Consider the following 12,235-nt stretch of genomic DNA (forward strand, 5'->3'; position numbering starts at 1 on the left):
AGTATTTTTGGAGAGTCCGGTAAGTTCGACCGCCTTAGGGAGTGGTACTAATGCCATGTCTCTATCTTACCACATCATTGAAGGATTTGGTAGCAGATGGAATATTTTTACTAACTGTTCCCTAACCCTTTTTTTCAGGATTTGTCACGATTTCCAGATATCAAGGCAGAGCCTTAAGCTGGTCTTCATTTAAATTCCATGCTTCTGATAGCAGGGGAGCATCAATCCTCCCTAACCCCCCTTAGTAAGCCAGGGCTGTTTCATTGTCGGACTAAAATGTGATTGGTGGGGAGATAGGGAGATAGGGAGATAGGGAGATAGCGGTGTGGCGAATTTAATAATTAGATGCGGAAAGCGCACCTTAGGTATTTTTAACCTTAAAAATACCCTCTCCCCAGCACCCCACTTCCCTTGAAGTTACAGTAGTTGAGGGTAGCCTTTATGGTCGGCAGGTTATGGGCAACAGGTTTAAGCTTTTGGTAAGCATTCAGCTAATAGCTATCAGCTATCAGCTAATGCGCTACGCGCACGCTACTTGAGGTGCTATTAGCTTTGGGCCAAGACTCACGCTACGGGAATGGCTCAGGGCTGACCGCTGACCGCTGATGGCTGAATGCTTACAGTTTTTGTAATAAGGCTACCCTCTTCAAGGTTTCATCCCTTTCACGCCTATTGACCTGAGAATTTATCCCAAAGAATGAAACAGCCCTGCCCTTAGTAAGGGAGGAATGGTAGCAGGGGAGAGGGTTTGATGGTTTTTTGCTAACTGAATAATATCCAATTTAAATGCGCAACAGCTTAACTTCAAAATGCCTAAAAAAAAATTGGTATGATGTTTTGCCAAGGTTTGTTTTGGATTTGGTTCCAATCTGGTGAATAGTTTTTGTATGTTTGTAATAGACATGTCGTAAACTAGTCAAATTATTGCCAATTGTTCGGTCATTATGATTTTAGAGCAAGTCCGGTTCAATACCCATAATAAAAGTGTATCGAAGGCAGATTGCAGAAGGCATAAGGGTGCATTTCAATGCATTCAAGTAGGCAAAATTATCATAAAATTATCATACTTTTCACACTTCTACAACTTCCGACACTTCCCACAATTACCTTCTTTTTAACAAATATGATATGCACCATTAGCGACTGCATCAAGAGACAGGGTAGTAATTTTTATGGAGAGATGTTAAGCTATCCAAGACTCGTTTTGTAAACTGTTTTAAAAACATGACGCGATCATAATTTAATTTTTAAATAGCACCAATAGGTAGACAGCTTAGTACTTTTTTTTAGACATAATTTATAACAATCAACACTTCTGGTCGAAGCAAGTAATAATACAAGTAAGTTAAGGTACTGCTCAACTGACCTAATGTTAAGAAAACCTAAAAAAATCTCAACGATGCTATGGGTTGTGGTAATAATATTCCTGGGTAGCCTGACCACTACCTGTAGCTTTTTACCAGCCATCACAGCAGAGGAACGCACCTTCCTCAACCTTTCCGTGAACTTCTTAGGGGAGTATCAACTCCCCCAAACGAAGTTCAAAAATACAGTAGTGGGAGGGTTGTCAGGATTGACCTATGATCGGGAACGCGATCGCTTTTTAGCCGTTTCTGATGATCGTTCTCGATTAGCTCCAGCTCGATTCTACACCCTGAAACTAACCTTCAATCCCACCGATACAGGGAAGATAGGGATTGAAAACGTAGAAGTGGAAGATGTCACTTTTCTTAAAGATGAAAATGGTGAAACCTTTGTAAGGGGTACCCTGGATCCAGAAGGGATTGCTTGGTCTGGACAAGATTCTGTATTTATCTCTAGTGAAGGGGCTACTAATCAAAGCATTGCTCCATTCATTCGGCAGTTTGATATAGCAACAGGACAACAGTTGCAAAATTTAAAAATTCCCCAGCGTTATCTACCGAATGACACTGACCTAGAAACAGTCAGTAATGGTATCCAGGATAACTTAGGCTTTGAGGCATTAACCTTAGAACCGATCAGCCTAGCTGCAGCAAGTGGGCAAGAATCATTTCGCTTATTTAGTGCCAGTGAGTACTCCCTACACCAAGACCAGCCAGAAGCAGATACCGAACAAGCAGCGGGAATTCGTTGGTTGCACTATTTGATTGGAGACGTTACTCCTCCAATGCTGGTTAGTGAACATCTTTACTTACTCGAGCCAGACCCCCCTAACACCCTTTCTCACGGTTTGACTGAGTTATTAGCAGTGGATACCGCAGGACATTTTCTGAGTTTGGAGCGTACCTATGGTTTTTTTGGATTTAGTGCAAAACTTTATCAAGTGGTGATGGGTGGAGCAACTGATACAACCAAAATTGCTACTCTCAAGGGTAATGTTTCCAAGATTAAGCCACTGCAAAAAAAGTTGTTGTTGGATTTGAGTGAATTGGGGATTTACTTAGATAATTTAGAGGGAATGACCCTTGGTCCGCGCTTGAGTGATGGCACTCAGAGTTTAATTTTGGTGAGTGATAACAATTTTAGTGAGGCTCAGGTGACACAGTTTCTGTTGTTTGGGATTAAAGGTTTTAAATAGCCCAAAGGTAAGCTATCAGCTATCAGCTAATGCGCACGCTACTTGAGGTGCTATAGCACTACGCATTAAAGTTAGGACATTGATACAAGCTGAAAACCTCTTGTAGTAAACTTTAGCATGCATGCCTCTTGCCTCTGACCGCTGTTCGCGTAGCGTGAGCTAAAAGCTCACGGCTGAATGCTTACGCCCAAAAAAACCAGAGGTATTCCCAAGCTCTCGCCAGTAAGCTATCAGCTATAGCGCTGGGCACAGGAAATACGGAATAGGGAACTTTGGATCAGGGTCATGATGGGTGCTTGTCAACTAAAGGTTTTAGCCATTGGTCTTGATGCAGAACCCAAACCATAAGCGACTGAATCAAGACCATGTATTTTGACATCCTCCCCGGCATGAAAGCACGGGGATTCCAAACATCACTGTTTGGGCTTCCTCTTTCGACGAGCTGACTTACTTAATTGAGTTTCCCCTTTTAAGCAGAGATCAATCTCTCCAGAGGCGTTGATTTCCGTCTGCCCGACGGTATTTGAAAGCTGTTTCAGTGCAGATTTAAGAATATTTATTGCAGCGTTTTTATCACGATCTGCCCTATAGCAACAATGGGGACATCGATGAGTTCGAGTGCTGAGAGTTTTGACAACTTTCTCACCACAATTTGAGCAATCGGTAGAAGTATATGCCGGATCAACGGCAATCACTGGCACTCCATAAACTCTCCCAAAATACTCTAACCATTCTCTAAACTTGTACCAGGCTGCATCATTAATCGATTTGGCTAGTTTGTGGTTCTTAACCAAGTTCTTAATCCGTAGGTTTTCAATGGCAACCAAGTCGTTAGACTGGATGACGTGTTGAGCTAATTTACAAACCCAATCGTTACGTCTGCGTGAAACCTTAAGATGGGCTCTACCTAATCTATTTATGGCTTTTTTGCGGTTTTGACTTCCCTTTTGGGTTCTTGATAAACGACGTTGCAATTTCTTGATTTTGGCTTCATCTTTTCTCAAAAACCGAGGGTTATCTATCTGTTCACCAGAACAATCAGTGTAGAAAAAGTTAAGTCCAACATCTAGTCCTGTCTGCTTTCCTGTGAGTTCTTTATTCTCCTCTCTAGTATGGTCTATCAGAAACTGGGCATAGTATCCGTCATGCCTTCTAATCACTCTTACTCGTTTAATTTGTTTGAGTTGATAGAAATGTAGGTCACGACTCCCCCAGAGTTTGAATTTACCCGCTTGAAACTTATCAGAAAATGTTAAATAACGTCTATCTTCCGAAAGTTTCCACCCTGTTGTTTTGTATTCAACAGATGCTCGAATTTGGGACTTTTTAAACCGAGGAAAACCTTTCTTCCCAGGAACTTTCTGCCTGCAATTGCGATAGAACCGTTCAATTGATGCCCAAGCTCTTTCTGCGTGTGCCTGTCGAGCCATTGAGTTTAATCGACTGACCCAGGGGAATTCTGGATTGTCCGACAACACCTTACAGTAGCTATAGGCATCGTTGCGGTTTTTAACATCACCATCCATCCATGCTCTGATAATGCTGTTACGAACAAAACGACCAGTACGGATGGCTTCATCTAGCCTCCTATACTGGGCTTGTGTTCCTTGCAGTTTCATCTCGTAGACGATCATGTTTATCGTGATTGACAACGATAAACTTATGATAGCATAAGTTGACCGTCCTTCTAGGACGGGGCTAATGACCCGCTTTTTTCGGTAAAAATACCAACTGCATCAAACACTACTTCATCCGAAGTTCCCGCTATTCTAAGTTCAACACTTCTGGTAATGACTCATTCTACGGATATCGCTACTTTAGCTCGCTGGATGGCAGCTGATTTTAGTAACCAACAGCAGGCGTTTGAGAATCCACCATTATATGCTCACATCCGCGTCTGCATGCGTCCTCTACCTTGGTCAGTGCTAGATGGATGTAGCTTGTTCCTTGAGCAAGCCTATGACTATATGCTCAACACCCCCTACCGAGTGCGGGTACTAAAGATTGTTGAGCGAGATGGGCAAATCAAAATCGAAAATTACAAGGTTCAGGATGAAAAACTATTATACGGAGCTTCCCGTGATTTAGAACGTCTAAAATCCCTGAGTGCCCAACAGCTAGAGAAGCTTCCTGGTTGCACGTTCAATGTTACCTGGACTGGTCACAGCTTCAAAGCCGAAGTAGAACCAGGTAAAGCTTGCTTGGTGGTGCGCAATAACAAAGAAACCTATCTCGATAGTAGCTTTGAAGTAATGGAAGAAACATTGATTAGTCTTGACAGGGGACGTGACCCCGAAACCGATGAACTAATTTGGGGTTCGATTGCTGGAGCATTTCATTTTGCACCTAGGACTAGCTTCGCGTCAGAAGTGCTGATCCCAACTCCAGAATTGACTGAACTATAGAATTAACTCTTACCGTGGCGGTTTGACTTCAAAAAAGGTTCCATACTAACTGCCTGCAAATATTATAGCGAAACCGATCACCTTAGGGTTAAGGGCTTGGTGGAATCCATTAACACCATGACCAATGTTCTAATACCTATAAACTAATCTCATGCCCAACAAGTCCCCCAAACCTGATACATTTAGCGAGTAAGGTCACGCAAGTTGGATCAACGGACTATAAACTACTAATAACTAATGACTAATCAATAATAACTAATGACTAATCAATAATCACTAATTATGCGAATTGCTTTTTTTACTGAAACATTTCTACCCAAAGTTGATGGCATCGTGACCCGGTTGCGCCACACAGTGGAACATTTGCAGCGTAACGGTGACCAAGTGCTAGTTATATGCCCAGAAGGGGGACTCAAAGCCTACAAAGGAGCCAAAATTTACGGTGTTTCTGGCTTTCCCCTACCCTTGTATCCCGAATTAAAGCTAGCCCTGCCACGACCCTCTATTGGTGGGGTATTAGAAGAGTTTCAGCCAGATTTGATCCATGTTGTCAACCCAGCAGTATTAGGGTTGGGAGGTCTGTATTATGCCAAGGTGATGAATATTCCCTTGGTTGCCTCCTACCACACCCATTTACCTCAGTACCTCCAGCACTACGGATTGGGTATGCTCGAAGGAGTTATGTGGGAGTTAATTAAGGTTAGTCACAATCAAGCTGAGCTGAATTTGTGTACCTCTAATGCTATGGTACAGGAATTAAGAGACCATGGTGTTGAGCGAGTAGACTTGTGGCAGCGAGGTGTGGATACGGAAACGTTCCAACCAGAGTTAGCTTCATCCCAAATGCGATCGCATCTTTCCCAAGGAAATCCAGACAGCCCCATACTCCTTTATGTAGGGCGTCTTTCGGCTGAAAAAGAAATTGAGCGGATCAAGCTAGTGCTAGAAGCAATTCCCAACGCTTGCCTAGCATTAGTAGGAGATGGACCGCACCGTAAGGAACTAGAAGCACACTTTGCTGGAACCCCGACTCATTTCGTAGGTTACCTTACCGGTACAACCCTCGGCTCTGCCTTTGCCTCTGCTGATGCATTTATCTTTCCTTCTCGGACAGAAACCTTAGGACTAGTCTTACTAGAAGCGATGGCAGCAGGTTGTCCCGTGGTAGCAGCCAACTCTGGAGGGATTCCAGATATTGTCACCGATGGGATGAATGGGTATTTATACGATCCAGCAGATGAGCAAGGAGCGATCGCAGCAACCCAGCGTCTCTTAGCACAACAGCAGGAACGGGAAACTCTGCGCCGCAATGCTAGAGCAGAAGCTGAACGCTGGAGTTGGTCAGCTGCTACACGCCAATTGCAACGTTACTACCAGGCAATCGTGTTTTCCGAATCCATGTCTTCCGCTGCTTGACATACTCCCCCGTTAAATCGGAGATGATAACGGGGGATTCTCACAATATGTGATTCAAGGTTCAATCAGACAACTTCTTGAATTAGGTTTCCCTTCATCAACAGCGGTCGAACTCACCCCTGGGCATTTCCGTATTAACAGCAGTTTCCCTATGCCCTAGGGTACTGTTGTATTCAACACCTAAAACCTCTAATCCCCGCTTCAAAATGTTGAGAGCTGCGTTGGTATCACGACAGATTTATAGATGACAACGAGGACATTTATGAGTCCGGGTGCTGAGGGATTTTTTTACCCGATAACCACAGTTAGAACAATCGGCAGATGTGAAGTGGGGGTTGACCGATATCACAGTTTTATCCCAGATTTTTCCAAAGTATTCTAACCATTGGGTGAATTGATACCAACCTGCATCAGAAATCGACTTAGCCAAATGATGATTCTTGACCATGTTTTGTATCTTCAGATCTTCATAGACAACCACATCCTCCTCCCGACATTGAGGTAAGCATCCCAAAGGTCTGACACCAGTAGCGGTTTTAGGTGTTAGGTGTGAAGTTTTAATCACCTAAGGCCTAATTAAGCCTGCCTAATTCAAGGGTTTATGCCTAGTCATAGGGAACATGTCAAGGAAGGGTTTGAGGGTCTCAGGGGGCGTAATGGGGTTGAGCTTACTGACTTTATTGCAAAATCTTATCGAAAACTTAACTATTGTAATTGTACAATCCTTAACAGTTTTAGGGAAACCTATAGTCTAGAAAGTACCCCCTAGGGTACTAATTTTTACTGTAGAGATATGCCAAACTTGTAATCAGGATCGGGATATCCTCAGATCCACTTATAACCAGGGTGTCAATTCATGTTTTTGAAGTCAAAGACGCTAGAAGACTTATCAACGCAGCAATTCTTATCTGCCCAGTTGACTTGCCCTCACGCGCCTCCAAAGGCAGGAGCAGACAAAGTATGACAAGACGGAACACCAGTAGTGTTACCGCTACACTATCTCAGTTAACTCAACCCTCACAAACCAGCAATCTGATTGATCGCATCAAAACCCTATCCATTCCTCAATTTAGCTGCTGGTTAGATTTCTTTGCTGCTGATTTCCAACAGTTTCTAGGAGCGATCGCACTGATCAACAATGAGGCTCTGGAAACTCGGCTAGAGCAGGTGATAGAGGCTTTAACCCTAAAAGTTGGTCAAGTCCTACAGGCAGACCAAGCCACTATTTTCATGGTTGACACCGACACAGGTCAACTATGGGCAAACATTCCCCAACGTCACACGAACAAAACAATAGAACGCCGCATTCCCCACAATCAGGGTGTTGTCGGTCATGTTGCTGCCACTGGCAAGTCTTTCAATACGTCAGTTGCTTACCATCATCCCCTATTTAACCCAGAATTTGACGAAATCCCTGGCTATCGTACCCAAAGCCTCCTGTGTATGCCAATTTTTAATAGCAATAACCAGGTGGTTGCTGTTATAAATTTTTTCAATAAAACTGGCGGTGTGCCGTTCGACAGTACCGACGAAAAGCAATTTCAGGACTTTGCCGACGACCTTGGCATCATCCTCGAAGCCTGCCAATCATTTCAACAGGCAGCTCGCAACCAACGGGGAGTGATTGCTCTGCTCAAGGCAACTGAGTCTCTGGGAAAGAGCCTTAAGCTCGAAGAAACCCTAGGTGTAGTTATGGAGCAGGCTCGGGATCTCATGCAAGCAGACCGCTCCACCCTATTTTTGCTATGCCAAGATCGCAAAGAACTTTGGAGTAAGGTAGCTACAGCGGATGGACAAAACACTATAGAAATAAGAATACCAGCCAACCGAGGTATTGCTGGTTATGTAGCATCCACTGGTGAGCCACTCCATATTCCAGATGCCTATAAAGACGAGCGTTTTGACCCGACCACTGACAAACAAACCGGTTATCGCACCCAAAGTATCCTTTGTATGCCGGTATTTAACTCCAAAAATATATTAATCGGTGTGACTCAGTTAATCAACAAGCACCAAGGATACTTTACCAGCTCTGATCAAGAGTTTATGCGGGCGTTTAATATTCAGGCAGGCATAGCTCTGGAAAATGCCCAACTGTTTGAAAGCGTCCTGATTGAAAAGCAATATCAGCAAGATATCCTGCAAAGTTTAACCGACGCAGTGATTTCCACTGACATGCAGGGACGAATTGTGATGATTAATGATGCAGCTATCAAGTTTCTAGGTGGTCCTAATCGTAGAAAAGGCAGTCCCGATTGGAAATTCTGGCAGTCTAAGCTCACTGGTCGATACATCTGGGATGTAGTGCCGATTGAAAATCTCCAGTGGCGTTGGCAAGATAGCTTGGCTACGGGGACTCGGCATTATATGCCAGAGCAAACTCTGAAGATTGGTATCTATAAACCTCCTCAAGGGGATTCACAAGGGTCACCATCCATGGTTCTGGCAATGCCAAAGTGGGATGACCCGAATGTTTATGTACCCTGGAATGAAACACCCCAGACGGAATCTTCATCTACTTATTATTTGTCAAAATACCAAGTTCAGGAAATTGAACGCAGTCTGAACCTAAGCGTCAATCCTTTGCTCAACCCAGAGGGAAGTGTGCGAGGTGGGTTGGTGGTTTTAGAAGATATGACTCGTGAGAAGCGTATGAAGACAGCCATGTATCGCTACATGACTCCACGGGTTGCTGATCAAGTCTTAGCCCTCGGGGAAGATACCTTAATGCAGGGCAAGAAGCAAGAAGTAACTATTCTATTTTCTGATATCCGGGGCTACACAAACCTCACAGAACATCTCGGAGCAACAGAGGTGGTATCGTTGCTCAACAAGTATTTTGAAACCATGGTAGAGGCTGTATTCAATCACGATGGCACCTTGGACAAGTTTATTGGAGATGCCTTGATGGCCGTGTTTGGAGCACCTTTACCCCTGCAAAATCATGCTTGGAAGGCTGTCAAATCAGCTCTAGATATGCGCTCACGCTTAGCAAAATTTAATTCCAATCGCAGCCGTAATAACCAACCCGAAATCCGGATTGGGATGGGAATTAGTTCTGGAGAAGTGGTTTCCGGCAATATCGGCTCCCAAAAACGGATGGACTATACGGTTATTGGAGATGGGGTGAATCTAAGTGCTCGCCTCGAAAGCGTTACCAAAGAGTATGGCTGCGACATTATCTTGAGTGAGTATACCTATAACTTGTGCCGCGATCGCATTGTGGTGCGGGAGTTAGATCAAATCCGGGTCAAAGGTAAAAACCAAGCCGTTAGGATTTATGAATTAATTGGCAAAACCGACGTATCCCTTAGCGATAACAGAAAACGGTTCTTGGATTTGTATCAAGCAGGGCGTAATGCTTACATCAAACGAGACTTTCAACAGGCACTCAAGTATTTTACTGATGCACTAGAAATACAACCAAATGACCGGCCTGTCAAGCTCCATATTAACCGAGCTAAAAACTATTGTGATCATCCTCCTGATGATTCCTGGGATGGAGTTTACACGATGACCACTAAGTAAAGAATGACGTATTTCATCTTTTATATACCCAGGCTCTTTTTGCTTTGTTTCAACTCTTTCCAGAGTTGTTTAATCTGCTGGTAAGCCTCTTTTGGAGGCAGCTTACCAGCAGTTTCCAGATTACAGATGTAGCTGACTCTTTGAGCAAATTCCTGTAAATTAGCGTTAAAAACCACGTTTTCTGGCTTGAACTGACCGTGATAGGGACTGCGAGGATGTAAAAAATCAGATGGATCTACCATAGCTATTGCCTGTACCAGACCTTCTTAACCTAACCTTAACTTAACTGATTAAATTATAACTCACGCTCCGCCAAATTTCTGATTTTATGTGATTGTCAAGATGTATAGCAATCCTAAATCAGTTATCAAACATGAAAAATCTGAAATCATTGCTGGGCTTGCCTTAAGGGCGATTAGGCGCAGCCGACGCGATCGCGTTCGCTTTGGCCACTATATTTTACGAATCATTTAGGGCTGGTATATCTGTCAATATATTGTCAGTCAACCATCATCTTACTGATTATGTCCCCTGATCAAAAACTCTACGAAGGTAAAGCGAAAATCTTATATACTACCGATGACCCAGAGATTCTACTGACTTACTTTAAAGATGATGCCACTGCCTTTAATGCCCAAAAGCGAGGTCAGATTTCTGGGAAGGGTGAGATTAATTGTGCGATCGCATCTCATTTGTTCAAAGTCCTAGAAGAGAAGGCAATTGCTACGCACTTCATTGACCGTCCTACTCCCAACCAAATGTTGGTCAAACAGGTAAAAATTCTGCCCTTGGAGGTGGTAGTCAGGAACATTGCTGCTGGTAGTCTATGTCAACAAACTGGAATACCAGAGGGTCGGGTACTCCCAAAGCCCTTAGTGGAATTTTATTTGAAGAATGACGACTTAGGAGATCCCTTGTTAACACGCGATCGCTTACTACTGCTGGAACTAGCAACGCCTGAGCAGTTGAACCAACTGATTGAGCAAGCGTTGCGAATTAACCAAATTCTCACTGACTTCTTCTATCAGTGTGGCATTACTCTAGTAGACTTCAAGTTGGAGTTTGGTCTAACCCCGTCTGAAGAACTACTATTAGCCGATGAAATCAGTCCTGATACCTGCCGCCTTTGGAACCAAGCCGAAACTGATCCGGAGCGTCGAGTGATGGACAAAGACCGATTTCGGAAGGACTTGGGCAATGTAGAACAAGCCTATCAGCAAGTGCTACAAAAAGTTCTTGAGAGCAAACTCTAATCAGCCTCTGACTAGACCTCACAGGGTAAAAACAAGTGACGGGATTGATGCCATCGTTAACCCGTAACCCAAAAAAATTCAGCACATTGGTAAAAATAACCACAGAGGAACGAAAATAGACAACAGGCATGGGCATTGCTTGCTCAGGTCAAGTGTTCAGTCATGGTACTGTGGCTGAAAACTAATAACTAATATAATAGTTCCTCCTATGGCACTGGAGTTGTTAGCCCTCAGTCCACCAGTAATCAACTTCTTACTGAGAGTTTACCAATGACCAATGACCCAATAGGAATGGTGTGTGGAAGTGTCAAAAACAAATAACACAATGCGTTTATCTCCCTTGTTAGCAGCAATGATCGCTGCTACTGCCAGTATTGGTTTATCCAAACCAACCCGTGGGGAAACCGTTCAGTCCCTACCGGATGCACCCCAACAGGATTCCAGTGGCGTAAAAACACCATTACAAGCAGTTCCTGAAACAATTGCTGTGCAGGCAAAACCAACGACTACCTCGGTGATTCACTCTTCTGAGAACCAGGTGGCAGTACCGACCAAGAGTGTTGTGCAGGCTGTGCCTACCACTCTTGGTGGGTCGAATTCTTCACCAACCCAGGTGGCAGTACCCACTAAACCAACTAAACTAGTGGTTCCGGTAGATTCAACAGCCGCAGAGTTACCCTCCTTTAGTCCAAACCCACGTCAACCATCACCGGATAGCATAGAAGGGAGTGCTCAACTAACACCTGCTTTTGGGATAGATCAACCGTCCCAACTCCCCGAAAGCACTCAACTGGAGCCCCCTTCAACTCAACCTCCTTTATCAATCGATAGGATCGAAGGGAGTGCTCAACTAACACCTGCTTTTGGGACAGATCAACTGTCCCAACTCCCGCAACCCAATCAACTGGAGCCCCCTTCAACTGAGCCTCCTTCTGACTCCTCAGAAGTACGAGTACTGGTAGCAGAAGTCTTGATTACTGGCGCACCTCCCCAACTGGAAGAGGAAATTTATCGGGTGATTAAAACCCGACCAGGACGAGCAACCACCCGCTCTCAGCTTCAGGAAGATGTGA

General features: G+C 44.0%; 8 protein-coding genes and 2 pseudogenes. 7 read left to right on the forward strand and 3 right to left on the reverse strand.

The features are described 5' to 3' along the window. On the forward strand, nucleotides 1-193 hold a 193-nt coding region (locus tag F6K49_RS28910; protein WP_293102174.1), incomplete at its 5' end, for a hypothetical protein. Between the two features lie 1,206 nt (nucleotides 194-1,399). After that, nucleotides 1,400-2,560, forward strand: coding sequence for an esterase-like activity of phytase family protein (locus F6K49_RS28915; RefSeq protein WP_293102177.1), 1,161 nt, complete (start codon nucleotides 1,400-1,402; stop codon nucleotides 2,558-2,560). A gap of 413 nt (nucleotides 2,561-2,973) precedes the next feature. Here the strand turns inward: F6K49_RS28915 and F6K49_RS28920 are convergent, their stop codons facing one another. Next, nucleotides 2,974-4,194: a transposase gene (locus F6K49_RS28920; protein ID WP_293026116.1), complete on the reverse strand. Its 1,221-nt coding sequence runs from the start codon at nucleotides 4,192-4,194 to the stop codon at nucleotides 2,974-2,976. Between the two features lie 156 nt (nucleotides 4,195-4,350). On the opposite strand from F6K49_RS28920, the gene F6K49_RS28925 reads away from it, so the two are divergent. After that, nucleotides 4,351-4,965: a chromophore lyase CpcT/CpeT gene (locus F6K49_RS28925; protein ID WP_293102180.1), complete on the forward strand. Its 615-nt coding sequence runs from the start codon at nucleotides 4,351-4,353 to the stop codon at nucleotides 4,963-4,965. A gap of 282 nt (nucleotides 4,966-5,247) precedes the next feature. Beyond that, complete coding sequence (locus F6K49_RS28930) at nucleotides 5,248-6,381, forward strand: glycosyltransferase family 1 protein (protein ID WP_293026093.1); 1,134 nt, start codon at nucleotides 5,248-5,250, stop codon at nucleotides 6,379-6,381. Nucleotides 6,382-6,478: 97 nt separating this feature from the next. On the opposite strand, the pseudogene F6K49_RS28935 reads toward F6K49_RS28930, so the two are convergent. After that, nucleotides 6,479-6,865, reverse strand: a pseudogene (locus tag F6K49_RS28935) (transposase); the annotation flags it as partial. Nucleotides 6,866-7,341: 476 nt separating this feature from the next. On the opposite strand from F6K49_RS28935, the gene F6K49_RS28940 reads away from it, so the two are divergent. Then, complete coding sequence (locus tag F6K49_RS28940) at nucleotides 7,342-9,909, forward strand: adenylate/guanylate cyclase domain-containing protein (protein WP_293102183.1); 2,568 nt, start codon at nucleotides 7,342-7,344, stop codon at nucleotides 9,907-9,909. Nucleotides 9,910-9,929: 20 nt separating this feature from the next. Here F6K49_RS28940 and F6K49_RS28945 read toward each other — a convergent pair whose 3' ends face one another. Continuing rightward, on the reverse strand, nucleotides 9,930-10,151 hold the full coding sequence (locus F6K49_RS28945; protein WP_293026097.1) for a hypothetical protein: 222 nt from the start codon (nucleotides 10,149-10,151) through the stop codon (nucleotides 9,930-9,932). Between the two features lie 282 nt (nucleotides 10,152-10,433). Between F6K49_RS28945 and purC the strand changes: the two genes are divergently transcribed. Both purC and F6K49_RS28955 read left to right on the forward strand, forming a co-directional pair. After that, entirely contained in the window at nucleotides 10,434-11,162 is a 729-nt protein-coding gene (gene purC / locus F6K49_RS28950) for a phosphoribosylaminoimidazolesuccinocarboxamide synthase (RefSeq protein ID WP_293102186.1), read from the forward strand. 304 nt (nucleotides 11,163-11,466) lie between these two features. Then, a pseudogene (locus F6K49_RS28955) lies at nucleotides 11,467-12,235 on the forward strand (hypothetical protein); the annotation flags it as partial.

This window comes from Moorena sp. SIO3I6, from assembly GCF_010672095.1.

Excerpts from the sequence above, each read along its gene's own strand:
- F6K49_RS28930 (WP_293026093.1), top strand. The coding sequence starts at position 5,248 with ATGCGAATTGCTTTTTTTACTGAAACATTTCTACCCAAAGTTGATGGC.
- F6K49_RS28920 (WP_293026116.1), bottom strand. The coding sequence starts at position 4,194 with ATGATCGTCTACGAGATGAAACTGCAAGGAACACAAGCCCAGTATAGG.
- F6K49_RS28940 (WP_293102183.1), top strand. The coding sequence starts at position 7,342 with ATGACAAGACGGAACACCAGTAGTGTTACCGCTACACTATCTCAGTTA.
- F6K49_RS28945 (WP_293026097.1), bottom strand. The coding sequence starts at position 10,151 with ATGGTAGATCCATCTGATTTTTTACATCCTCGCAGTCCCTATCACGGT.
- F6K49_RS28915 (WP_293102177.1), top strand. The coding sequence starts at position 1,400 with ATGCTATGGGTTGTGGTAATAATATTCCTGGGTAGCCTGACCACTACC.
- F6K49_RS28925 (WP_293102180.1), top strand. The coding sequence starts at position 4,351 with ATGACTCATTCTACGGATATCGCTACTTTAGCTCGCTGGATGGCAGCT.
- purC (WP_293102186.1), top strand. The coding sequence starts at position 10,434 with ATGTCCCCTGATCAAAAACTCTACGAAGGTAAAGCGAAAATCTTATAT.